General features: G+C 70.1%; 24 protein-coding genes and 2 pseudogenes. 16 read left to right on the top strand and 10 right to left on the bottom strand.

The genetic code is table 11. The annotated features are described in order from the left end of the window. Positions 1-78: 78 nt before the first annotated feature. The 4 genes from IE325_RS12720 to IE325_RS12705 all read left to right on the top strand — a co-directional run bounded on the left by IE325_RS12720 (position 79) and on the right by IE325_RS12705 (position 4,780). Positions 79-987, top strand: a complete 909-nt coding sequence (locus IE325_RS12720; RefSeq protein ID WP_229911794.1) for a chorismate synthase — start codon at positions 79-81, stop codon at positions 985-987. Beyond that, the gene (gene menC / locus IE325_RS12715; RefSeq protein ID WP_190069940.1) at positions 984-2,099 is read left to right on the top strand and encodes an o-succinylbenzoate synthase; all 1,116 of its coding nucleotides are present in this window, start codon (positions 984-986) and stop codon (positions 2,097-2,099) included. The genes IE325_RS12720 and menC overlap by 4 nt, the downstream gene beginning before the upstream one ends. A 162-nt stretch (positions 2,100-2,261) precedes the next feature. Beyond that, on the top strand, positions 2,262-4,073 hold the full coding sequence (locus IE325_RS12710) for a sensor histidine kinase (protein WP_229911793.1): 1,812 nt from the start codon (positions 2,262-2,264) through the stop codon (positions 4,071-4,073). Continuing rightward, entirely contained in the window at positions 4,070-4,780 is a 711-nt protein-coding gene (locus IE325_RS12705; RefSeq protein WP_190069939.1) for a response regulator transcription factor, read from the top strand. The genes IE325_RS12710 and IE325_RS12705 overlap by 4 nt, the downstream gene beginning before the upstream one ends. A gap of 13 nt (positions 4,781-4,793) precedes the next feature. Here IE325_RS12705 and IE325_RS12700 read toward each other — a convergent pair whose 3' ends face one another. After that, positions 4,794-5,213, bottom strand: coding sequence for a response regulator transcription factor (locus IE325_RS12700; RefSeq protein ID WP_229911792.1), 420 nt, complete (start codon positions 5,211-5,213; stop codon positions 4,794-4,796). Positions 5,214-5,331: 118 nt separating this feature from the next. Here IE325_RS12700 and IE325_RS12695 point away from each other — a divergent pair, with 118 nt between their 5' ends. The 4 genes from IE325_RS12695 to IE325_RS12680 all read left to right on the top strand — a co-directional run bounded on the left by IE325_RS12695 (position 5,332) and on the right by IE325_RS12680 (position 8,131). Next, entirely contained in the window at positions 5,332-6,504 is a 1,173-nt protein-coding gene (locus IE325_RS12695) for a DUF6777 domain-containing protein (protein WP_190069938.1), read from the top strand. A gap of 431 nt (positions 6,505-6,935) precedes the next feature. Next, positions 6,936-7,196, top strand: coding sequence for a hypothetical protein (locus tag IE325_RS12690; protein WP_190069937.1), 261 nt, complete (start codon positions 6,936-6,938; stop codon positions 7,194-7,196). A gap of 17 nt (positions 7,197-7,213) precedes the next feature. After that, positions 7,214-7,384, top strand: coding sequence for a sigma factor (locus IE325_RS12685; RefSeq protein WP_190069936.1), 171 nt, complete (start codon positions 7,214-7,216; stop codon positions 7,382-7,384). 114 nt (positions 7,385-7,498) lie between these two features. After that, on the top strand, positions 7,499-8,131 hold the full coding sequence (locus IE325_RS12680) for a DUF2461 family protein (protein ID WP_229911791.1): 633 nt from the start codon (positions 7,499-7,501) through the stop codon (positions 8,129-8,131). Between the two features lie 318 nt (positions 8,132-8,449). Here IE325_RS12680 and IE325_RS12675 read toward each other — a convergent pair whose 3' ends face one another. After that, on the bottom strand, positions 8,450-9,193 hold the full coding sequence (locus IE325_RS12675) for a CTP synthase C-terminal region-related (seleno)protein (RefSeq protein WP_190069935.1): 744 nt from the start codon (positions 9,191-9,193) through the stop codon (positions 8,450-8,452). A 76-nt stretch (positions 9,194-9,269) separates the two neighbouring features. On the opposite strand from IE325_RS12675, the gene IE325_RS12670 reads away from it, so the two are divergent. Next, positions 9,270-10,160: a LysR family transcriptional regulator gene (locus IE325_RS12670; RefSeq protein ID WP_190069934.1), complete on the top strand. Its 891-nt coding sequence runs from the start codon at positions 9,270-9,272 to the stop codon at positions 10,158-10,160. Between the two features lie 634 nt (positions 10,161-10,794). On the opposite strand, the gene IE325_RS12665 is transcribed toward IE325_RS12670, so the two are convergent. The 4 genes from IE325_RS12665 to IE325_RS12650 form a co-directional block, all read right to left on the bottom strand. Continuing rightward, a complete protein-coding gene (locus IE325_RS12665; protein ID WP_229911790.1) occupies positions 10,795-11,958 on the bottom strand; it encodes an NAD(P)/FAD-dependent oxidoreductase in 1,164 nt (387 codons plus the stop codon). 72 nt (positions 11,959-12,030) lie between these two features. Beyond that, positions 12,031-12,342, bottom strand: coding sequence for a thioredoxin (gene trxA, locus IE325_RS12660; protein ID WP_190070321.1), 312 nt, complete (start codon positions 12,340-12,342; stop codon positions 12,031-12,033). Positions 12,343-12,362: 20 nt separating this feature from the next. After that, positions 12,363-13,346, bottom strand: a complete 984-nt coding sequence (gene trxB, locus IE325_RS12655; RefSeq protein WP_190069933.1) for a thioredoxin-disulfide reductase — start codon at positions 13,344-13,346, stop codon at positions 12,363-12,365. Beyond that, on the bottom strand, positions 13,343-13,756 hold the full coding sequence (locus IE325_RS12650; RefSeq protein ID WP_190069932.1) for an arsenate reductase ArsC: 414 nt from the start codon (positions 13,754-13,756) through the stop codon (positions 13,343-13,345). The genes trxB and IE325_RS12650 overlap by 4 nt, the downstream gene beginning before the upstream one ends. Before the next feature lie 93 nt (positions 13,757-13,849). On the opposite strand from IE325_RS12650, the gene IE325_RS12645 reads away from it, so the two are divergent. Genes IE325_RS12645 through IE325_RS12635 form a run of 3 tightly spaced genes read left to right on the top strand, consistent with a single transcriptional unit; the run spans position 13,850 to position 16,036 of the window. After that, complete coding sequence (locus IE325_RS12645) at positions 13,850-14,158, top strand: ArsR/SmtB family transcription factor (protein WP_190069931.1); 309 nt, start codon at positions 13,850-13,852, stop codon at positions 14,156-14,158. A 37-nt stretch (positions 14,159-14,195) separates the two neighbouring features. Next, a complete protein-coding gene (locus tag IE325_RS12640; protein WP_190069930.1) occupies positions 14,196-14,978 on the top strand; it encodes an aquaporin in 783 nt (260 codons plus the stop codon). Then, positions 14,975-16,036 carry an ArsO family NAD(P)H-dependent flavin-containing monooxygenase gene (locus IE325_RS12635; protein WP_190069929.1) on the top strand — a complete coding sequence of 354 codons (1,062 nt, stop codon included), beginning with the start codon at positions 14,975-14,977 and terminating at the stop codon, positions 16,034-16,036. Before IE325_RS12640 ends, IE325_RS12635 begins: the two co-directional genes overlap by 4 nt. Before the next feature lie 268 nt (positions 16,037-16,304). Here the strand turns inward: IE325_RS12635 and IE325_RS12630 are convergent. Next, a pseudogene (locus IE325_RS12630) lies at positions 16,305-16,493 on the bottom strand (ArsR/SmtB family transcription factor); the annotation flags it as partial. A gap of 31 nt (positions 16,494-16,524) precedes the next feature. On the opposite strand from IE325_RS12630, the gene IE325_RS12625 reads away from it, so the two are divergent. The 3 genes from IE325_RS12625 to IE325_RS12615 are packed head-to-tail and all read left to right on the top strand — an operon-like array spanning position 16,525 to position 18,200. Next, positions 16,525-16,866: an ArsR/SmtB family transcription factor gene (locus IE325_RS12625; RefSeq protein ID WP_229911789.1), complete on the top strand. Its 342-nt coding sequence runs from the start codon at positions 16,525-16,527 to the stop codon at positions 16,864-16,866. Between the two features lie 35 nt (positions 16,867-16,901). Then, complete coding sequence (locus IE325_RS12620) at positions 16,902-17,999, top strand: MFS transporter (protein WP_190069927.1); 1,098 nt, start codon at positions 16,902-16,904, stop codon at positions 17,997-17,999. Between the two features lie 36 nt (positions 18,000-18,035). Continuing rightward, positions 18,036-18,200 carry a hypothetical protein gene (locus IE325_RS12615; RefSeq protein WP_190069926.1) on the top strand — a complete coding sequence of 55 codons (165 nt, stop codon included), beginning with the start codon at positions 18,036-18,038 and terminating at the stop codon, positions 18,198-18,200. 91 nt (positions 18,201-18,291) lie between these two features. Here IE325_RS12615 and IE325_RS12610 read toward each other — a convergent pair whose 3' ends face one another. Both IE325_RS12610 and IE325_RS12605 read right to left on the bottom strand, forming a co-directional pair. Further along, the gene (locus IE325_RS12610; RefSeq protein WP_190069925.1) at positions 18,292-19,212 is read right to left on the bottom strand and encodes an NADP-dependent oxidoreductase; all 921 of its coding nucleotides are present in this window, start codon (positions 19,210-19,212) and stop codon (positions 18,292-18,294) included. Between the two features lie 208 nt (positions 19,213-19,420). Next, on the bottom strand, positions 19,421-19,825 hold the full coding sequence (locus tag IE325_RS12605; protein ID WP_190069924.1) for a MerR family transcriptional regulator: 405 nt from the start codon (positions 19,823-19,825) through the stop codon (positions 19,421-19,423). A gap of 416 nt (positions 19,826-20,241) precedes the next feature. Here IE325_RS12605 and IE325_RS12600 point away from each other — a divergent pair, with 416 nt between their 5' ends. After that, complete coding sequence (locus IE325_RS12600; RefSeq protein WP_190069923.1) at positions 20,242-21,747, top strand: SulP family inorganic anion transporter; 1,506 nt, start codon at positions 20,242-20,244, stop codon at positions 21,745-21,747. Between the two features lie 6 nt (positions 21,748-21,753). On the opposite strand, the pseudogene IE325_RS46055 reads toward IE325_RS12600, so the two are convergent. Further along, positions 21,754-21,932 (bottom strand): annotated as a pseudogene (locus IE325_RS46055) (MFS transporter); the annotation flags it as partial.

Here is a 21,932-nt window from a genome sequence, read left to right as displayed (position 1 = left end):
CGATCGCAACATGAGGGCGAGCTCTCATTGTGCACAACGACAATGGTCGACACATCGCGGCCTTGGAGACTCAAGGGCATGACACCTGTGACGAGCTCCGCCGCCGGGTCCGGTGCGACGGACGGCACGCCGGGCGCGGACGCCCTCGCCGCGGCCCGTACCGCCGGGGTAACGGTGCGTACCGTGCACGACGTGGCCGGCATCCGTGCCGTGGCCGACTTCTTCGCCGATGTGTGGCAGACACCGCGCGCCACCCCGCCCTACCCCTCGGAGGTGCTGCACAGCCTGGTGCACGCCGGTGGCGCCGTGCACGCGGCGTACTCCGGCGGGCCCTCGGGCGAGCGGCTCGCCGGCGCGGCGGTGGCGGTGTTCGGGCCGCCCGCCCAGCGGGACGTGTACTCGTTCGTGGCGGCGGCGACCACGTCCGGCCGGGGCGTCGGCCTCGCGGTCAAACAGGCGCAGCGGCTGTGGGCGCTGGAGCGGGGCGCCACCACCATGCGCTGGACCTTCGACCCGCTGGTCGGCCGCAACGCCCGCTTCAACCTGATCAAGCTGGGCGCCGTCGGCAGCGAGTACCTGGTCGACTTCTACGGCCCGATGAGCGACGGCGTGAACGACGGCGACGAGAGCGACCGGCTGGCCGTCGTATGGGACCTCGCCACCGGGAGCACACGGAACGACGACCCCGCCGAGGGCCGCTCCGCCGCCGACGTCGTACGCCGGGCACCGGACGGCGGCCCGCTCGCCCTGCGTGGCGCGGACAGACTGTGGTGCCGTGTGCCCGAGGACATCGTGGCGCTGCGCGCGGCCGACCCGGCGCTCGCGCTCGACTGGCGGCACGCAGTTCGTGAGGTCTTCACCGGGGCGTACGCGGAGGGACTGTGCGCGACGGCCATGTCCCGCGACGGCTGGTACCTGCTGACCCGCCGCCCGTCCTCCGGCCCTTCCGATCACCCCTCCGAATCGGCTGCCAAGGAGCAGGAATGAAGCTCGAACGCGTTGAACTGCTCCACGTCGCCCTTCCGCTCGTCACACCGTTCCGTACCTCGTTCGGGACGATGACCAGCAAGGACACCTTCCTGCTGCGTGTGGTGACCGACGTGACCGAGGGCTGGTCGGAGTTCGCGGCCGACCCGCAGCCGCTGTACTGCTCGGAGTTCGTCGCCGGCGCCGAGATCGTGATCCGGGACTTCCTGCTGCCGCGCGTCGCGGCCCTGCCCGAGCCGACGACAGCTCTGGTCGCCCCCGCGATGGCCTCCGTCAAGGGCCACGAACTCGCAAAGGCCGCCCTGGAAACCGCCCTCCTGGACGCCGAACTGCGGGCCTACGGGATGTCGTTCGCGACCTTTCTCGGCTCGGTCCACGAACGGGTGCCCGCCGGGGTCTCGGTCGGGATCAAGAACTCCGTGCCCGAACTCCTCGACGACGTCGAGCGCTACCTCGCCGAGGGCTACGTCCGCATCAAGCTGAAGATCGAGCCGGGCTGGGACATCGAGCCGGTGCGCGCCGTACGCGAACGCTTCGGCGACGCGCTCCCGCTCCAGGTCGACGCCAACACCGCCTACACGCTCGCCGACGCCGAGCACCTGCGCGGGCTCGACGACTTCGGACTGCTGCTGATCGAGGAGCCGTTGGAGGAGAACAACCTCCACGCCCATGCCCGACTCCAGAAACGGCTGGCCACCCCGGTCTGCCTCGACGAGTCGATCCACTCCGCGCGCGACGCGGCGTCCGCGATCGCGATGGACGCCTGCCGGGTCGTCAACGTCAAACCGGCCCGCGTCGGCGGTTATCCGGGAGCCCGTCGCATCCACGACGTGGCCGCCGCCCACGGCGTGCCCGTGTGGTGCGGCGGCATGCTGGAGACCGGCATCGGTCGCGCCCCCAACCTGGCGCTCGCCGCCCTCCCCGGCTTCACCCTCCCCGGCGACACCTCCGCCTCCGGCCGGTACTTCGCCGAGGACATCACCGAACCGTTCGTCCTCAAGGACGGCCATCTGCCGGTACCGACCGCCCCCGGCATCGGCGTCGACCCCTTGCCGGACGTGCTCGCCCGGTTCACGACGCGGACTGAGGTGCTGTACACGAAAGGGAAGTGACCGAGAGACAACGTGAGTTCCTCGCCCGCCGTCAGAATCGGGCGAGGCGGTTTCCCCGGGAACGCGTACGGGAGTCGGCCGATCGCGTACCGTGAGGACTCGTAACAACGTGCGTGGACGACCGTCACGGGGGAGGCGGTTATGGGGCGTACCCCTCGATGGATGTCCTGGCCCGCGCCGGCCACTCCGCTCGTCGGCCCCGGGATGCCCGTGGCCAACGGACCGCGCATGCCGGTCCCGTCCCCACAACTCAACGCCTTCGCCCTCGCGGCCGCCGGTACGGCGTTCGGCATCTGGGTCCTGGTCGTCACCGCACCCGACAGGTACGCCGACTCGACTTCCACACTCTTCTCGGGGGCGGTCGGAGGGCTGTACCTCGGCGCCGGACTGCTGGCGCGACTGCGGCGGCCGGGCAACGTCGTCGGAGCGCTGATGCTGCTCGTCGGCATCGGCTGGTTCGCGGAGGATCTCCAGATCTCCACCGACCCGCGGGTGCACACCGTCGGCCTGTTCCTGCGCTCCGCGTCCACCGGGTTCCTGATCCCGCTGCTGCTGGTCTTCCCCTACGGCCGTCTGCGCTCCCGCGAGGACCACGGCCCGGTCGCCGCCCTCGCCGACCGGATCCTGCTGGCCACCGGCTGCACGGTGGCCTTCGTCCTCCAGCCGGTCGCCGTGTTCTTCCACGACTCGGTGACGGACAACCTGCTGCTCGTGCACTACGTGCCCTGGCTCCGCCAACTCACCGACGCGATACAGCTCGTCGTCAGCGCGGCCGTGGTCGCCGTACTGCTGTGGCGGTGGGCCGGGGCCTCGCGGCCGTACCGCCGTGAACTCGGCCCGCTGCTCGCGGTCGGTCTGGTGGGCGGGCTCGCCTCCGGGCTCGACGCGGCGCTCGGCGCCGACCGGGAGTGGTCGCACACCCCGCTCCTGACGGCCACGCATCTGTCGGTCCTGTGTCTGCCGCTCGCCTTCCTCGCCGGGGTGTGGCGGATCCGGCTGGGCCGCACCGCCGTGGCCGAACTGCTGCGCAGGCTGCCACTCGACTCCCGCCGGGAACTGCGTGACGAACTCGCCAGGACACTGGACGACGCCTCGCTCCAACTCGGCTTCCCCGCACCCGACGGGGACGGTTACGTCGACGTCGACGGCAGGGCGCTGACCGCGGGGCCCGGACAGTGGACGAGCGTCCTGGAGCGCGACGGGCGCCGGGTCGGCGTCCTCGTCCACGACCCGGCGCTGCGGGAGGACCGGTACGTCCTGGAGGCGGTCGTCTCCGCCGCGGCGCTGGAGCTGGACAACCAGGCCCTGGTGGCCGAGCTGCGCGCGTCCCGCCGGCGCGTCATCGAAGCAGGCGACGAGCAACGGCGCGAAGTGGAGCGGAACTTGCACGACGGGGCGCAGCAGAGGTTCATCAATCTGGGTCTCCAACTGCGCATCGCTCGCCGACGGCTGGACCGCGCGGCGAGCGGTGCTGAATTGGCCGGCCTGCTGGACGGCGCGCTCGCCATGCTGGAACAGGGGCACGCCGAACTGCGCGTGGCGGCCCGTGGCATCCACCCGGTGGTGCTGAGCGAGGCCGGGCTGGCGCAGGCGCTGCGGTCGCTGACCGCCGACCTGCCGCTGCCGGTCGACCTGCACGTCGACAAGCTGCCCCAGCTGCCCGAACCGGTCGAACTCACCGCGTACTACGTCGTCAAGGAGGCGATCAGCAACGTGCTCAAGCACGCCGACGCCCGCACCGTCCGCGTCGAACTCCACCACAGCGACGGGGTGCTGAACCTGAGCGTCACCGACGACGGCGTCGGTGGCGCGGACCCGGCGAGCGGCGGCACCGGCCTGCTGGGGCTGCGGCACCGGGTCTCCGCGTACGACGGTCGGCTGACCGTCCGCAGTCGTCCCGGTGAAGGCACGGTCGTCGCGGTGACGCTGCCCACGCGGGAGCGGGCCACGACGAAGGAAGGCGGGCTGGTATGACGGCCGGCATGGAGTCCCGGGCGACCGGGCGGCGGGCACTGCGCATCGTGCTGGCCGACGACGACCCCGTGTACCTGCTGGGGCTCGCGACCATCCTGGAGGACGAGGGCCACGAGATCACCGCACGCGCCGAGGAGGCGTACGGTCTGCGGACCGCCGTCGCCGGCACGCTGCCCGACCTCGCCGTCATCGACATCAGAATGCCGCCCACGCAGACCCTGGAAGGGCTCCGCGCGGCGGTGGAGATCCGCGGTGCCCATCCCGGTGTGGGCATCCTGCTGCTGTCCAAGGACATGGAGCTGACCCATCTGCGGCAGCTGCTGGAGGCCGGGTCCGCGGCCGCCACCGGAGGCATCGGCTACCAGCTCAAGTCGCGGGTGACCGGCGCGGACTTCGTCACCGAGGTCGTCGACGAGGTAGGGGCCGGACGATACGCCATCGACGGCGAGATCCAGCGCGCCCTCTACCGCACCCCACGCCGCCGCGACCGGCTGGCCGCCCTGACGGACCAGCAGTTGAAGGTGCTGGAGCTGATGGCGCGCGGACTGTCCAACTCGGCCCTCGCGGCGAAGCTGTCGATCAGCAAGAGGACGGTGGAGGACCACGTCAACACCGTCTTCGACAAGCTGGACCTGCGACCGGAGGCCAAGGAGATGTACGACCGCCGGGTGCGCGCGGTGCTGATGTACCTCGCCTCCGACGACTGACTCCCGTTCACCGTCACCCGTCGGCGACCAACCGCGTCAGCGCAGCCGCCGACAACCGCTCCTTGGCGAGGAAACCCACCGCCGGGGACCCGTCGATCCGCTCCCCGTACAACTCGGCCTCCCGAGCCGAACAGAGCACCACCGCCGTCGCCGGGGCAACCACGTCCAGGGCCCGGCACACGGCGAAGCCGTCCTCGAACCCGTCCCCGCCGGACAGCCCGATGTCCAGCAGCACCGCATCCAGCCGCTCCCGCGCGACGGCGGCCAGAGCCTCGGCCCCCGAGCCCGCCTCCGTAGTGACGAACTCACCGTCCGCCTCCAGCAACGCCCGTGCCACGGCTCTGAATCCCGGGTCGTCGTCGACGATCAGCACGGTGCGCGGCATGGCCCCATGGTCGCCGTCGAACACCGGCCCCGTCATCCGTGCGGGCACGGATCCGCACCCCCGGGTGATCCCGTGCCGACCACGATGTGCCCGCATCCGCCCGGCGCCCACACTGGCGTGACCGTTCGCCGGACGGCGGACCGGAAAAGGAGTCAGAGAGAAGATCATGAAACGCATACGGGGGAGCGGGCGCGCGGCCGTCGCGCTCGTGGTCGTCGTGGGCGTCCTCGCCCTGCTGACGACGGGATGCGGTGCCATGGTGGGAAAGACCGCCGTACGGGCCGTCGCACGCGGCGTACCGACCGCGGCGCCCTTCTTCAAGAAGCTCGGCACCGACATCGCCATCGGTGAGGCGCTCTCCTACCTCGCCGGGGAGGTCGGGGGCGACGACCCGGGTCTGTACGGGGGGACTCGGGACGCCGGCCACTGTGACAAGGCCGGACTCGTCGACTTCCTTCAGAAGCCGTCGAACCGGCGCAAGGCCGAGGAGTGGGCCGCGGCCGAGGGACTCGACGGCGTCGGCGAGATCAAGGGCTTCGTGAAGAAGCTGACGCCGGTCCTGCTGCGCGCCGACACCCTGGTCAAGAACCATGACTTCGACGCGAAGAAGGGCAAGCGGACGGCCTTCGACGCGCTGCTGGAAGCGGGCATCGCCGTCCTGGTCGACCAGTTCGGGCGCCCGGCGGTCCAGTGCAGCTGCGGCAACCCGCTGGCCTCCTTCGAGCACGACGTCGACAAGGCCGACGTGAAGTTCGACGACCGCAACAAGAAGTGGCCGGCGTACGACGCGAAGAAGGTGGCCAAGGTCAAGCCGGCGCCCGAGGACGAGCCGGTCGAGGTCTACCAACTCGTCGATGTCGAGGAGCCGGACACCGGGCTGGCCCGAGAGGCCGGCTCCGACGGCACCGGCGACGAGGTCCTGCCGGAGGTGCCGGACCCGGGCGAGGAGTCGGTCTCGCCCTCGGCCTCGGACACGGTGGAGACGGTCACCGTTCCCGATGTACAGGGCAGGCCTCTCAGCGAGGCGACGGCGGCCCTGGAGGCCGAGGGATTCCAGGTCGGCACGACCGAGGCAGCGACCGACTTGGCCGCGCCGGGCACGGTCATCGGCCAGAGCCCCGAGGCGGGGACCTCAGCCTCCGGCGGCTCCCTGGTGACGCTGACCGTGGCGAGCGGCGACACCTCCGGAACCGGGGAGCCTGTCACTGCGGACCCCACGGTCACCGACGGCGGTACGGACGCCGGCGCCACCGCCGGGAGCGGTGAGTTCGGCGGCGACGGCTCCGACACCGGCACTTCCGACCCGGGCGACCTGTCCGGTGGGGATTCGGCCGGCTGACGCCGGGAAACCGGTGCCGGTGCCACCGCACGGTGGCACCGGCACTCGTCTCGTTCCGGCGGAGCCCGACAGCGTCATCGTCCGTAAACGCCAGGCCAGTTGACGGGGTGGCCGCGATGATTGCGATCAACGTCGGACAGCCCCTAGGCTTGTTCGCATCCCGCCCCAGTGGCGGACTCGGCACACCGGCATGGGGTGTTGGTGGTGACGAGAGGCTGGTCGGCGGTTACCGCGCAACGATGACGCGGTGAAGTCGAAAGAAGACAATTTGAAGTCGGTTTTGTCCTGACGGGGGTTGCGACAGAACTCGACCCGTTGAGAAGGCGCTGTCACGGCGGCGTTTTCTCTGAGTCCACCTCAGTAAGTGGTGGCCGGTCGAGATTCTCGCACCCAACTCCACCGGTCGCCTTCCAACCAAGGAAGGAAGATCGGTGAGCGCCAATCGGAAGCGACTCATCTGCCTCGCTTTCAGTGTTCTGCTGTCGATCATCGTCGGCCTCGTATGGGGCTTGATGCTCTATGCCATGGATGAGCCGGGTGTCGAGTGCGTCAAAGCGGGCGGCACGGCGTTCGGCGGCAGCATCATGGTCGGGCTGGCCGTGATCATGTTGTTCCCCTTCAAGGACGACGGCGGCGCCGGCACCACCGCCCAGGCACCGGTTGAGAACCGGCCGGGGACGCCGGCTCCCTGAGCCCCTGCCCCTGCCGCATGGAACCCTCGTTCACGGCGTTCATGGCCGCGCGCTACGGGTCGCTGATGCGTACGGCCGTACTGCTGACGGGCGGAGGTGGTGCGCGTGCCGAGGACCTGGCCCAGGAGGCGCTGCTGCGGACGTACCGGGCCTGGCACCGTATCGGTCGCGAGGAGGCGGCCGTGTGAAGTGCCGTTGCAGTGCCATGAAAAGGATGTCGTTGCTGAGCCAGTGTCAGGTATCTGATGTGGGTGCCGCCTCGCTCTCCCACGCGCGGATCATGCGTGAGCTACCCTCCGCACATGCGTGGACAGTTCACCGGCTGGCCCGAACGGGCCATGGACGTGTTGTGGCAGCTCCAGGGCGAACCGGCTCAGGCGACACGCGAGCGCTGCGCAGCGGACCGTGAACGCCTGGTCCGGCAGCCGATGATCGCTCTCCTCAACGAGATCGCGGACACCGACCCCCGATACGAGGACTTCTCCGTCTGGCACTACCGCACCAACTCCTGGTGGTGGCAGCACCAGGGCGCGGTGATCCGGCTCGGCCGCAAGATCGAGATCGGTCTCCGGTTCGACCTCGACGGCCTACGCATCCAGGGCGCCTGGTGGTACCCCGATCCCGGCCAGGTGGACATGTTCCGCAGAGCCGTCGCCTCCGAGGGGAGCGGCCGCGAACTGTCCGCCATCGTCGAGGAGGTACGGAAGAAGGGCTACGACATCTCCGGGGACATGATGAAACGCCCCCCGCGCGGCTACCCGACGGACCACCCCCGTAGCGACCTGCTGCGCCACCGTTCGTTGATCGCCGCCCGTCTCCTCGGCTGCGAAGAGTGGCTGCACACCCCCGAAGCGGTCGACCGGATCCTCTCGGCCGCAGCCGACCTGGACGCCCTGCTGATGTGGCTGGTCCGCCACGTGAAGCGCGCCGCCTGACATCAACGAGGGTGATGCGCACAGTCAGCGCCGATCGGTCGTCCATCGCCCGATGGCCGTCCGGCACCTCAGCCAGGCGACGGCACGGTCGAAGACGGGCCCCGGATCGAGGGCGTCGGGGTTGAGGGAGAGGGGGTGGCGTACGAGGCGGCAGGAGCCACTGGTTGAGTGTCCTCTGCCAGCGGGGCCGGTGCGGCAGTTTCTCCCCTGGGCCGGCCTGCGACAGCGTCTTTCGCTTTCTGGACTTCCTGTCGCAGGAGGGTGATCGCTGCTGTGCGCCCTCGCTGAGTGCGTGACGAGTGCCATGATCGGCTGGGATCAGGCGAACGCTCGCGCCGATCGCTTGGTGGCACGCTCGACCGCTGCGGAGGCCAGCGCGCGGATGATCGGATGGGGCCGGGTGCCGTCTCCCGTGAGTTCGGGCTGGAACAGGGTGGCGAGGAAGAACGGGTGCCCCGGCAGCTCGGCGACGCGCACATCGCCCGCCTCGTCGACGCCGCTGAAGCGCAGGCCGTGCGCACGTAGCACGTCCAGATAGGCCGGGCTGGTGCCGTAAGAGCAGTGGTAGCGCTCGACGGTCCGCTCAGCCCCCAGGACACGTTCCGCCAAGGACCCCGCCTCCACCTTGACCGCCCCTTCGTGACCGACCAGGGAGCATGCCAGCGGGACGATCAGCAGGTCCTCCGCTTCCGGCCGGTTCTCCGCGTGGTTGACGCCGGTGAGTCCGCACACGTCGCGCGCGAACTCCAGGACGGCGTGCTGAAAGCCGCCGCAGGTGCCGAGAAACGGGATCCCTTGCTCGCGAGCCGAGCGAGGCGCCGCGAGTGCTCCGGCTTCGCTGCGATACGGGCTGCCGGGCACCAGCCAGATGGCATCGAATCCGTTGAGGGCACCGGCGGATTCAGCGTCCTCGGTCGGGATCCAGTAGGCGTCCAGGACCAACTGATCATGCTGGGCGAGTGCTTCGAGGAGAGCAGGGATACGGGTGTGGGCGCGGACGCTGGGCGAACGGTCGCCCACCAGGGCGACGCGGGCCGTCGGGAAGGTCTCAAGCTCAGGCATGTGGACATCCTGACCGGGCAACCAAGTACAGCACCAACGATGATGCATGACCCTTCCATTAGCGATACTGATAGCCATGGATCCGCACCTTCTGCGCACGTTCGTGGCCGTGGCCCGCTGCGCTTCCTTTTCCCGGGCGGCTCGCGAACTGGGTTACACGCAGTCGGCGGTGTCCCAGCACATCGCCGCACTCGAAAGCGACCTCGGAGCGGTCCTCCTGCACCGGCGCCCGGTCACTCCGACCGGCGTCGGTACCCGGCTGCTCGAGCACGCCGGGCCACTGCTGCTGCGATTGGACGCCGCCCGCGCGGATATCGCGCGCCTGACCGTGGCACCCGCCGCCCGCATCGTCATCGGAGTCTCACCGCTGGCCATGACGCGGCAGTTCACCGGGACGCTCGCAGAAGTGCGCCGATCGCAGCCCCGATTGGAGGTGACAGTGCGTGTCCTCGGCCGCGAAGCCCTCACCCGCGACGTCGCGACCGCTGCCCTGGACCTCGGCCTGGTCGACGGAATGGCCGCCCCCAACGACCCGCTCCATCTCCCCGATGCCGGCCTGCTCAGGGCGACAGCCGTCGCCGAACACCCGCTTGCCGTGGCACTGCCCGCCCAGCATCCCCTGGCCGACCGGGCCGGTCTGCGCTTGGCCGACCTCGCCGACGCACGGTGGATCGACGCACCCGACACTGCCATACCGCTGAGGCAGTTGCGCACCGCGAGCGGAGCCGACGGTCACCGCGCGTCCCTGCGCTACGAAGGAGGCGACGTGCGCGGACTCATCACGCTCATCGCCGCAGGCCTCGGACTCGCGCTGCTGCCTCGGCCGGTGATCAAAGGCGCGCCCGGCATCAGCGCGGTCCCGGTCTCCGCACCACGATTGGTGCACCGCGTCGAGGCCCTGCACAGCGACACGCTGGACGGTCCCCCTGCGCTCCTCACGGCAGCCCTCGTGGCGGCCGCCGGATGACCGAGGGCGGAGCCACTCACCATGGCACCGGCCGCCTCGCGGCGGCGCATTCGGACAGTTCCCATGCTCGGCAGCAGCCGCGAGATCGCCTGCCGGGGCGGCATGCTGACCACAGTCTGCCGTTGGCTCCGGGCGGTATGGACTGAGACCGTGTGTTCCGGTGAGCGCCGTAGGCGGAGCTGGCCGTGGGGCTTCTGGTGGGGTTGGTGCCGGATGGGCTGTGGGAGCTGTTCCTGAAGGTGGTGCCTGAGGTGCTGTCGTGGGCTCATGGGTGGTCGGCGTCGGCGTGACGGCCGGGAGGTCATGGCGGCGGTGGTGTTCGTTGCGATGTGGGGCTGTACGTGGCAGCAACTGGCGGGAGCGTCTTTCGGGCTCTCAGGGGGCAACGGCCCATCGGTGGTTCATGCGACGGCCTCACCTGCTGCAGCGGTTACGTGGACGTGGCGTCACCGAGCGCATCACCCGCATGGGCGTGGGGGACTCCAAGCGACTGGGGCGCCACCTCTGGAGCATCGAACGCGCCTTTGCGCGGCTTGACGGCTGCACCGGTGCTACGGACGCAAGGCCGGCACACTTTTCCGGCCTGGGGGTGATCACGATCTTCTCCGGGGCCGGCGTCGTGTGCCCTGGAACGTTATAGGTACGCCGTGCTGTCCAGGCCCTTCAGGCTGGGTTCTGCGCTCGCAGGGGTGAGCGCGGACCACGGGACGGCTGGCGGTGGTGGCCTGAGTCCAGCCTCTTCCCGCGGATTGCGCCTCGGCGTCGCGCAGGCCGGTGCGGGCGGCGACCAGATCGAAGACCTTGACGACCTGGGTGCCGAGGCTGCCGGCGAACCAACGGGTACCGCCAAGTGCATTCTCGCCCGCGATGCGGCCCTGCTTGTGAGCGGTGGTCTTGAGGGCAGCCAGGTCTTTCCGAGGAGGCGGTGGTGGGTGACGGCGCAGTCGCCGGCCGCATATACGTCGGGTAGGGAGGTGCGCATGTACTCGTCGACGTCGATCGCGCCCTTGGCGCCGAGGCGTACGCCGACGATGACCAGGACGAGCTCGGTGCCCCGGGTGAAGGCTGCGCCGCCGGGGCCCGCGGCGTGGACGTGCAGCAGGTCTCCAGCCGGGGCGCGGGTGATCGCCGAGACCTGGGTGCCGGTGATGACCTCGACGCCGTGCGCGGCGAGTTCGTCGTGCACGAGAGCGCCGAGTTCCACATCGACGGTGGGCAGGACTTCGGGCAGGGCCTCGATCTGGGTGACCTTCAGGCCGCGGGTGGTCAGGGCCTCGGCCATCTCCAGGCCGATGTAGCCCGCGCCGATCACGACGACCGACTTGGGGCGGCGCTCGGCGAGACTCTGCATGAACGCGAACGTGTCGCCCATGCTGTGCAGCAGGTGGACACCGTCCTGCGGGCCGAGTGCGTCGGACCCGGACAGGCCTGCGATCGGCGGGCGGGCGCTGACGGCTCCGGTGCCGACGATCAGTGCGTCGTACGGCAGTTGATCGGTACGGCCCTCGGCGTCGCGCAGGGTCAGCTGTTTGCCGGTCACGTCGATGCCGGTGGCGAGGGTGTCGGTGTGCACCAGTATGCCGGTGGCCTTGAGTTCGGCGAGGGTGCGGTGGGCGAGGTCGCTCCAGTGGCCGACCTCGCCGGAGACGTGGTACGGGATGCCGCAGATGGAGAATTTCGGGTAGGCGTCGGCCACGACCACGGTGACCTCGCTGTCGGGATCCAGTTCGCGGGCGCGCAGAGCGGCGCTGATGCCGGCGTCGCTGCCGCCGATGGCGACGATGCGCTTGCCGCCCACCGGGATACCTCCGTCGAAGGAATCGGAGAGAGGACGGGTGGGGTGCTGTGGGCACCCCACCGGCGTGAGGTGTCAGGCGAGTTCGCGCTCCAGAGCGGCCTCGGCCTTGGCGCCAACGATGGTCTGCACGACCTCGCCGCCCTTGTAGAGGTGCGGCGTCGGGATGGACATGACGCCGTCGCGGGCGGCGATGGCCGGGTTCTCATCGATGTTGAGCTTCACGATCTCGATCTTGTCGCCGTGCTCGGCGGCGATCGCTTCCAGCGAGGGGGCGATCTCGCGGCAGGGGCCGCACCAGGCGGCCCAGAAGTCGACCAGTACCGGCTTGTCGCTGTTGAGGACGTCCTGTTCGAAGGAGTCCTCGGTGACGTTCTTGAGAGCCAGGACGGTGTCCCAGGAGCAGGTCAGACGGCTGCTACGGCCGGTTCGCCCGCGGCGTCGGTGTCGCTGAGGGCGGCGAGGTACCGCTCCGCGTCCAGCGCGGCCGCGCAGCCGGAGCCCGCCGCGGTGATGGCCTGGCGGTAGGTGTGGTCGACCACGTCACCGGCGCCGAAGACGCCGGGGATGTTGGTGCGGGTGGAGGGGGAGGCGACCTTGAGGTAGCCCTCCTCGTCCAGGTCCAGCTGGCCGGTGACCAGGTCGGTACGCGGGTCATGGCCGATCGCGACGAAGAGGCCGGTGGCCGGTAGGTGGGAGGTGTCGCCGGTGACGGTGTCGCGCAGGGTGAGCCCGGCGAGTTTGCCGCCGTCCTCGTGGATCTCGGCGACCTCACGGTTCCAGGCGAAGGAGATCTTGGGGTCGGCGAAGGCGCGGTCCTGCATCGTCCTGGAGGCGCGCAGGGTGTCGCGGCGGTGGACGATCGTCACGGAGCGGGCGAAGCGGGAGAGGAAGGTGGCTTCCTCCATCGCCGTGTCGCCGCCTCCGACGACCACGATGTCGTGCTCGCGGAAGAAGAAGCCGTCGCAGGTCGCGCAGTACGACACTCCACGGCCGGAGAGCGCGTCCTCACCCGGGAGGTCGAGCTTGCGGTGCTGCGAGCCGGTCGCCACGATCACGGCCTTGGCCCGGTGGACCGTACCCGCGCTGTCTGTGACGGTCTTCACCTCGCCGGTGAGGTCGACGGCGACGATGTCGTCGGGGACCAGCTCGGCGCCGAAGCGTTCGGCCTGGGCCCGCATGTTGTCCATGAGCTCCAGGCCCATGATGCCGCCCGGGAAGCCGGGGAAGTTCTCCACCTCGGTCGTCTGCACCAGCGCGCCGCCGGCCGTGACCGCGCCTTCGAACACCAGCGGCTTCAGCGAGGCGCGGGCGGTGTAGAGGGCGGCGGTGTATCCGGCGGGGCCGGAGCCGATGACGATGACGTTGCGTACGTCCGTCGCGGTGCTCATGCCTGGGGCTCCGGTGCGATCTCCTCGATCAGGCCCTCGACGAGCACCTTGATCTCGTCGCGGATCGGACGCACGGCGTCGACGCCCTGGCCCGCCGGGTCGTCCAGCTGCCAGTCCAGGTACCGCTTGCCGGGGAAGACCGGGCAGGTGTCGCCGCAGCCCATGGTGATGCAGACGTCCGACTCCTTGACGGCGTCGACGGTGAGCATCTTCGGGACCTCGGCGGAGATGTCGATGCCGACCTCGGCCATGGCCTCGACGGCGGCCGGGTTGACGTTCGCGCCGGGGTTGGAGCCGGCGGAGCGGACCTCGACGCGGTCTCCGGCCAGGTGGGTCAGCCACGCGGCGGCCATCTGGGAACGGCCGGCGTTGTGGACACAGACGAAGAGCACGGAGGGCTTGTCGGACATCAGAGGTCTCTCTTGTCTCGCAAGGGAAATACGGGCACGGCACACATCAATACCCGCTGGTGTCAGTCACCACTGATGTGACAGTATCAGTGCATGCTGACGTCAGTCGACACTGATCTGATCCGGGTTCTGGCCGACCCGCTCAGGCTCCGGATCGTGACCCTCCTCGCCAAAGAGACGCTGTGCACCACCCACCTCGTGGAGGAGACCGGTGCCAAGCAGACCAACCTCTCCAACCATCTGAGAGTGCTGCGCGAGGCCGGAGTCGTCGAGACGGAGCCATGCGGCCGGTTCACCTACTACAAGCTGCGCCCGGACGTCATCGCCTCGCTCGCGGGCCAGTTCGCCGATCTGGCCGAAGCCGCCCGTGCCGCCGCCGACAACAAGCGGTCCTGCCCCTGATCCCTCGCCGCCCGGCGACTGCACCAAGGAGTCTTTGTTGACCGCCACGCACGAGTCCGCTGCGCAGTCAGCCAGAGCCGACGTCTCTCCCCAACCTGCCCCAGGGGCCACTCCACCCCGCGCCCCGCTGTTCGCGCGGGCCGCCGCCGAACTGGTCGGCACCGCGGCCCTGGTGGCGGTTGTCGTCGGTTCCGGCATCCAGGCCACGGAGCTCACCCAGGACGTCGGCGTGCAGCTGCTGGCCAACTCGCTTGCCACGGTCTTCGGCCTCGGCGTGCTGATCACCCTGCTCGGGCCGGTATCCGGCGCGCACTTCAACCCGGCGGTCACCCTGGCGGAGTGGTGGACCGCCCGGCGCGGTGGCGCCGGCGTCACACTTCGTGAGGCGGCCGTGTACGTCCCCGCGCAGATCGTGGGCGCGATAGCCGGCGCCGTCCTGGCGGATGCGATGTTCGGCGAACCGCTCGTGAAATGGTCGACGCACGACCGCTCAGCGGGACATCTCCTCCTTGGCGAAGTGGTCGCGACCGCCGGCCTGATCCTGCTGATCTTCGGCCTGGCCCGCACCGACCGTCTGCGCTTCGCCCCGGTGGCCGTCGCCTCCTACATCGGCGCCGCGTACTGGTTCACGTCCTCCACGTCCTTCGCGAACCCGGCGGTGACGATCGGCCGCGCCTTCACGGACACGTTCGCGGGCATCGCCCCCGGTTCCCTCGCGGGCTTCATCGGCATGCAGATCGTCGGCGCGGTGGTCGGACTGGCGCTCGTGGCGCTGATCTTCGCGCCCGCCCGGACGGCCGCGGAGCAGCCCGCCGTATGACGCGGACGACCCAGGTGGTGGTGATCGGCGGCGGCCAGGCAGGGCTCGCCGCCGGGTACCACCTGCGCCGCCGGGGCCTGACGTTCGTCATCCTCGATTCCCAGGCCGACCCCGGCGGAGCGTGGCAGCACACCTGGGACTCCCTGCACCTGTTCTCCCCGGCCTCCTACTCCTCCCTGCCCGGATGGCTCATGCCGCCCCAGTCGGGCGAGGAATACCCGGACGCGGCGCACGTGGTGACATACCTGCGCGACTACGAGAAGCGGTACGGGCTGGACGTGCGCCGGCCGGTACGTGTGCTCGGCGTACACCGCGACGCAAGTCAGCTCCTACGGGTGGAGACGGATTCCGGCACCTGGCACACCCAGGCCGTCATCAGCGCGACCGGCACATGGCAGCGCCCCTTCCTCCCCGCCGTCCCGGGCCGGGAGTCTTTCGGCGGCAGGCAGCTGCACACCGTGGAGTACCGGCGCCCACAGGACTTCGCGGGCCGCCGCGTGATCGTCGTCGGCGGCGGCAACTCCGGCGCCCAGATCGCCGCCGACCTGGCGTACAACACCCACTTGACCTGGGTCACCCAGCGCCCGCCCCGCTTCCTGGCCGACGACATCGACGGCCGGGTGCTGTTCGACGTGGCCTCCGCCCGGCGCCGCGCCCTCGACGAGGGACGCACCGACACCGGCGGCGTCGCCTCACTGGGCGACATCGTCGCCGTACCTCCCGTCAGGCAGGCACGGGAGCGCGGCCTGCTGAAGACCGTGCCGATGTTCACCCGACTCGTTCCCGGCGGGGTCGAATGGGCCGACGGCACCCGAGCCGAGGCCGACGCGATCATCTGGTGCACAGGCTTCCGCCCGGCGCTCTCCCACCTGGCCCCGCTCCAACTCCGCGGACGCCGCGGCCACATCGGTACCGCCGGCACCCGCGCGGTGGACGAGCCGCGCCTGCACCTGCTCGGCTACGGCGACTGGACCGGCCCCGCCTCCGCCACCCTCATCGGCGTCGGCAGGCCGGCCCGCGACGCGGCCCGCGAGATCGCCGCGCTCCTCGGCGTCTGAGGGCGGACGACGCGCCGTCAGCTGAACGAACCCACGACCCGCCGCCGCTCGCGGCCTGGACATGGGTGCACATCGACACCGGCGCCTCCGAGTCGCCCGACCCACAGCGGTCGACCCAGACAGCGCGCCCCGCGTCGTCGCCGAGGCATCGACTCTTTTCGGAAGGCGTAGGCGTACAGGCCGCAACCATGGCCGTGGTCTACCTGTCGGCTCGCGCCCCACCCCGCCGGGACATGGAGGTGGGCCGCGGAAGCCGGGCGGACCACCCCACGGTCGGCTGGGAGACGCCGACATCGGAGATGTCGCACACGCATGCCTCGCCGCCCTCGTGCGAGGCCACCGCCGAGAACAGCCGGAGACGGACGGGGTCCCCGAGCGCCTTGAACATCCGCGCGGTCCGCTCGGCCTCCTCCGCGGTGGTCGATGGGTGCAATGGGGTCGCAACGAGCTCGGTCATCGACTATCGTCGATGACCGATGAGTGAATTTTTGGAGCGCTCCGAGGCCGAGCAGTACGCGAGCTGGTTCAAGGCGCTGGCCGACGCCACCCGGATTCAGATCGTGACTCTGCTGGCACGCAGCAGTGAGCCTCTGGCAGTGGGGCAGATCGTCGAGGCTGTGGCGGTGGGGCAGTCGACGGTCTCGCACCACCTGAAGGGCCTGGCGGAGGTGGGGTTCGTGCTGGTCGAGCGGGAAGGCTCGTTCAGCCGGTACCGGCTGAACGAGGAATGCGTCGATGCCTTCCCCTCGGCTGCTGATGTCGTCATGGGGCGCCCCGCTCCTGCGCGGAGCGGAAGCGGTCCGGTGCGCGGGCGCTGGCGAAGCGGCTGATGGACGTCGGCGCCGGACGGGCGGAGCGGGCACCGATGCGTTCCGTAGCGGTCTATGCCTTGCTGCTGGCACTGGGTGCGCTGGACGCGGCCGGATACAGCCTGATCGCGCCGGTGCTTCCTGGCCTGGCCGCGCGGACCGGCGCCGGTGCCACGGCGATGGGATTGCTGGTCGCCATGTTCCCGTTGGGGATGGTCGCGGGCTTCGCCGTGGGCGGGGCCGTGGTCCAGCGCAGCAGCCCGGCGCGGCTGCTCCTGATGGGGCTGCTGCTGGTCGCCGCGGGCAGCCTGGGGTTCGTCTTCGGCTCTGATCTGGCCGCCTTCACGGTCTCGCGTCTGGTGATGGGCCTGGGCTCCGGGTGCCTGTGGCTGGGGATCACCTTCGCAACTCTGGCCGCCTGGCCCGGTCAGGAGTACCTGTGCATGAGCCGCATCTACGCCGCCTACTCCGCGGGCGGACTCCTGGGCCCGCTGCTCGGGGCGGTCCACGGGGTACGCGGCCCCTTCGTCGCCTACTTGGCCCTTGTCGTCCTCGCCGTCGTACCGGTGGCGACGCTTCGGCTTCCTTCAGCGGTGGGGGCATTCACCACCGACCGGCACGCGGTGCGCTCGCCAGGATTCCTCGCGGCCGCTGCCTCCATCGCCTTCGCGGTCATGGCGCTCGGGACACTCGAAGGCGTGCTGCCGCTTCACTTCGGGACCAAGCTGCGCCAGTCCCAGATCGGAGTGCTGTATGCGGCGACGTCGGTACTGGTCGTGGTGGCCGGGGCAGTGGCGGCTCGCTGGCAGCCGCGGAAAGTGATGCTGGGCTCGACCGTGCCGGTGGCTGTCGGCTTCGCGGTCGCCGGAGCCAGTTCGGCCGTACCGCTGTGGATCGCGGCGCTCGCTGTCGCGGGGGTCGGCATCGGCCTGGCGAACACAGGAGCAACCGGCATCCTCCTGGATGCCGTGCCCGCGCAGCGCATCGTGACAGCCATGGTGCTGTGGTCCCAGATCGGCATCCTGGGATACCTGGTCGCTCCGCTCCTCGGTGGCCCCACGGCCGACGCCTTCGGCTACGGGGCGGTCGCCGCCGTGGTCGCGCTGACCGCGGCGGCGCTCACCGTGATGCTGGCCCGGCCCGGTCGGGCGTGAGCCGGGCTCGGCATCGCGGCTCAGCTCCGTTGGGCCATGTCGAGCAGCGTCCAATGCGTCTCCTGCCTTGACGCGGAGAAGGCGGTGCCGGTCATCGGCAGAACCGGTCTGGCCGACTACGTGCGCGTCCTGCGGGCATGGTTCCGAGGCCACTACGACTGGTGCCGAGTCACCCGCCGCTACAACGCACCCCTCACCTAGATCACATGACATCACCGGGTTGCAGGGCAGCCAGAAGGAATCTGACACGACGTCCGCAGACGGATTTCGCGTGCTGCGGCTCCTCGCCGACTCAGTCCTCGGTGATGCGAATGATCGTCTTGCCGTGAGTCCGCTTGTCCGGTGTGAACGCGGCGACCGCTTCGGTGAGCGGCCGCACGTCACCGATGATCGGCTTGAGGCGGCCGTCCCGCACTCGTTCGGCGAGGTCGCTCAGGCGGACGCGGTCGGGTTCGACGACGAAGAAGACGGCGCGGCCGTCGCGGGGGTGGACGGTGACGGGCTCGGCGATGGTGACCAGGGTGCCGCCGGGGCGGACCAGAGCGGTGGAACGTTCGAGAATTTCGCCGCCGATCACATCGAACACCACGTCGACGTCGCCGATGTCCTCCAGCTTCTCGGCCTGGAGGTCGAGGAAGGCGTGGGCGCCCAGACCGAGTGCGGTGTCGCGGTCGTCGGCGCGTCCCGTGCCGATCACCTGGGCGCCCGCCGCGCGGGCCAGCTGCACGGCGATCGAGCCGACGCCGCCCGCGGCGCCGTGGATGAGGACGCTCTGCCCGGTTCGGAGGTGGGCGTGGTCGAACAGGGCCTGCCAGGCGGTGAGCCCGGAGATGGGCAGCGCGGCGGCCGTGACGTGGTCGACGTCGGCGGGGAGCGGGGCGAGGTTGCGTGCCTCGACCGCGGTGTACTGGGCCAGGGTGCCGTTGCGGGCCCAGTCGGCCAGTCCGTACACACGCTGCCCGATGGTCAGACCGGTGGTGCCGTAGCCGAGCTCGGTGACGACGCCGGACAGCTCGTGTCCGGGCACACTCGGGGTCCGGTCGCGCCCGGCCCGGTCGGTCCAGGTGCCGGGCCAGTCCAGCTCGCCCGGCGTGAAGCCGGCGGCGTGGACCTTCACGATCACGTCGTTCTCCGCGGCGTGCGGGTGGGGCAGCTCTACGAGGGCCAGACCGCTGGCACCGGCCTCGCGGTCCTGGACGGTGATGGCTTGCATGAGGGGTTCCTCCGAGGTGGGGGAGGTGGTCGCTGGCGTGCGCCGCGCTGGTCGCCTTCGACCTTAGGATCCAGGCAGCCCAAGCATGTGGGCCAATCTTTCCCGCTTCGAGTGGGCCATTTGCTCAGCAGGACACGGCAGATGAGGCGGTAGCAGTCGTGGGCCACCCCCGGACCGCTACTTCGCCTGCGCCGGGGCCGCCGGGTCGTCAGGCGGTGGGCACTGGCGCGAGGCGTTCTCGCAGGGTGCCGGCGAACTCCTCGGCCCGCCCCAGTTGCTTGCGCAGGTCGGCTACCCGTTCAACGGCGGCTTGTTCGAAGTGGCGTACTCGCTCCAGGAGTTCCTCCCGCTCGGTGCCTCCCGGCGGTGGGACGGCATCGAGCCGGTCGGTGACCTCCAGCAGGTCCCGCATCTGGTCGAGAGTGAAGCCGAGCGGCTTCATACGGCGAATGACCATCAGCCGCGCAACATCGGTCTCCGTGTAGAGGCGGAAGCCTCCTTGGGAGCGAGCGGACGGGATGACCAGGCCGGTCTCCTCGTAGTGCCGGATGGTGCGCAGCGACAGCTCGGTCCGTGCTGCGACCTCGCCGATCTGCATGTGCTCGCTGCTCACGCGGGCGCCCTTCCTCGTCTGTCGCCAAGGCCACAGACGGCCGGCGTCGATCTCTACCGTAACGTCAGGGTAGAGTAAGTGATCGTCGGGTCGGCTTCGTGCCGACCCTCGCCCATGGCGCGGGATGGACGAGCCAAGGACCAACAGCCGTGTCGGGGCCGACGAAGCCCCCGGTGAAGGCCGATGCCTGTAGGAGAGAGCGTGCGCATGCCCATGTCGCCCAGCGCCGCTGCCTGCCCGCCGTGATCCTTCGCGCCTGAGTAGCGGATCCGGCCCTGACGCGGCCGCGCCGCTGCTGCCCTCTGACTTCGGTCCGCCGCTGGTGGACTCGGCGGATGGCCGACCGGCCTTCCGCGCTCTTCCGCACGCCCCTTGATGAGGCCGGGTGTGCCCGAGTACGACAGGTTCCGCTTCTCTTGTCTTCCTCCGCACTGTCCCCTGCCGCGCGCCTGCGCGGGCTGCGTCCCGACTGGCTGTCCGATCCCAGGGTCTGGCGCACCGAGGTCCTGGCCGGTCTGGTCGTCGCACTCGCGCTGATCCCCGAGGCGATCTCGTTCTCGATCATCGCCGGAGTGGATCCGGCGATCGGCCTGTTCGCGTCCTTCACCATGGCCGTGACCATCTCGATCGTCGGCGGACGCCGTGCGATGATCTCCGCGGCCACCGGCGCGGTCGCCCTGGTCATCGCCCCGCTCAACCGCGAACACGGCCTGGGCCACCTGGTCGCCGCAGTGATCCTGGCCGGCGTTTTCCAGATCGTCCTGGGCGCACTCGGTGTCGCCAAGCTGATGCGGTTCGTGCCGCGCAGCGTGATGGTCGGCTTCGTCAACGCCCTCGCCATCCTGATCTTCATCGCCCAGGTGCCGGAGATGCATGACGTGCCCTGGCCCGTCTACCCGCTGATCGTCGGCGGCCTTGCGCTCATGGTGTTCTTCCCGAAGGTCACCAAGGTGATCCCGGCACCCCTTGTGTCCATCGTCATCCTTACCGTGATCACCGTCGCGGCCGGGATCGCGGTGCCGACCGTGGGCGACAAGGGCGATCTGCCCTCCTCGCTGCCGGTGCCCGGCCTGCCCGACGTGCCGTTCACTCTGGACACCCTCACCACCATCGCGCCCTACGCGCTCGCCATGGCACTGGTCGGCCTGATGGAGTCGCTGATGACCGCCAAGCTGGTCGACGACATCACCGACACCCACTCCTCCAAGACCCGCGAATCCATCGGCCAGGGCATCGCCAACATCGTCACCGGCTTCTTCGGTGGCATGGGCGGCTGCGCGATGATCGGCCAGACCATGATCAACGTGAAGGTCTCCGGTGCCCGCACCCGCCTGTCCACGTTCCTGGCGGGATCGTTCCTGATGGTGCTCTGCATCGTCTTCGGCCCGGTCGTCTCCGACATCCCCATGGCCGCGTTGGTCGCCGTCATGGTGATGGTGTCATTCGCGACCTTCGACTGGCACTCCATCGCCCCGAAGACCCTCAAGCGGATGCCCGCGGGGGAGATCACCGTCATGGTCATCACCGTGGCCTGCGTGGTCGCCACCGACAACCTCGCGATCGGCGTCGTGGTCGGCTCGATCACCGCGATGGTCGTGTTCGCCAAGCGCGTCGCCCACCTGGCCAACGTCACCGCCGTCGTCGACCCCGACGGCACCCAGGTCGTCTACTCCGTCACCGGAGAACTCTTCTTCGCCTCCTCCAACGACCTGGTCACCCAGTTCAACTACGCCACCGACCCCGACACGGTCGTCATCGACCTCACCGCCGCACACATCTGGGACGCCTCTTCCGTCGCCGCCCTCGACGCCATCGAGACCAAGTACACCCAGCGCGGCAAGACTGTCGAGATCATCGGCCTCAACCAGCCCAGCGCCCAGATCCACGAGAAGCTCAGCGGCGAACTCACCGGCAGCCACTGACCACCCGCGCCCAACTGCACGGGGGCCCATGAGCAGGGTGGCGGGCGCGGCGGCGGTGGTTGCGGTCGACGGCCAGCCGGTGTCGGCTGTGATCTGCGGGTTCAGGACCGGGAAGCGTAGTAGACGATTCCCCAGCTGGTGATCTCGGTGGCGCGGAGGGCAGGCAGAGCAGCGTGGGGGCGGGG

The organism is Streptomyces lanatus (genome assembly GCF_014655715.1).
Classification (GTDB): domain Bacteria; phylum Actinomycetota; class Actinomycetes; order Streptomycetales; family Streptomycetaceae; genus Streptomyces; species Streptomyces lanatus.
The sequence above is the reverse complement of the archived record's forward strand: the minus strand, read 5'-3'. Positions and strand labels throughout refer to the sequence as shown.

Coding starts and splice junctions, on each gene's coding strand:
- IE325_RS12610 (WP_190069925.1), bottom strand. CDS start 19,212: ATGCAAGCCATCACCGTCCAGGACCGCGAGGCCGGTGCCAGCGGTCTG.
- IE325_RS12685 (WP_190069936.1), top strand. CDS start 7,214: ATGGAACCCTCGTTCACGGCGTTCATGGCCGCGCGCTACGGGTCGCTG.
- IE325_RS12705 (WP_190069939.1), top strand. CDS start 4,070: ATGACGGCCGGCATGGAGTCCCGGGCGACCGGGCGGCGGGCACTGCGC.
- IE325_RS12720 (WP_229911794.1), top strand. CDS start 79: ATGACACCTGTGACGAGCTCCGCCGCCGGGTCCGGTGCGACGGACGGC.
- IE325_RS12695 (WP_190069938.1), top strand. CDS start 5,332: ATGAAACGCATACGGGGGAGCGGGCGCGCGGCCGTCGCGCTCGTGGTC.
- trxB (WP_190069933.1), bottom strand. CDS start 13,346: ATGAGCACCGCGACGGACGTACGCAACGTCATCGTCATCGGCTCCGGC.
- IE325_RS12680 (WP_229911791.1), top strand. CDS start 7,499: ATGCGTGGACAGTTCACCGGCTGGCCCGAACGGGCCATGGACGTGTTG.
- IE325_RS12645 (WP_190069931.1), top strand. CDS start 13,850: ATGCTGACGTCAGTCGACACTGATCTGATCCGGGTTCTGGCCGACCCG.
- menC (WP_190069940.1), top strand. CDS start 984: ATGAAGCTCGAACGCGTTGAACTGCTCCACGTCGCCCTTCCGCTCGTC.
- IE325_RS12650 (WP_190069932.1), bottom strand. CDS start 13,756: ATGTCCGACAAGCCCTCCGTGCTCTTCGTCTGTGTCCACAACGCCGGC.
- IE325_RS12670 (WP_190069934.1), top strand. CDS start 9,270: ATGGATCCGCACCTTCTGCGCACGTTCGTGGCCGTGGCCCGCTGCGCT.
- IE325_RS12635 (WP_190069929.1), top strand. CDS start 14,975: ATGACGCGGACGACCCAGGTGGTGGTGATCGGCGGCGGCCAGGCAGGG.
- IE325_RS12675 (WP_190069935.1), bottom strand. CDS start 9,193: ATGCCTGAGCTTGAGACCTTCCCGACGGCCCGCGTCGCCCTGGTGGGC.
- IE325_RS12615 (WP_190069926.1), top strand. CDS start 18,036: ATGTCGAGCAGCGTCCAATGCGTCTCCTGCCTTGACGCGGAGAAGGCG.
- IE325_RS12620 (WP_190069927.1), top strand. CDS start 16,902: ATGCGTTCCGTAGCGGTCTATGCCTTGCTGCTGGCACTGGGTGCGCTG.
- IE325_RS12710 (WP_229911793.1), top strand. CDS start 2,262: ATGTCCTGGCCCGCGCCGGCCACTCCGCTCGTCGGCCCCGGGATGCCC.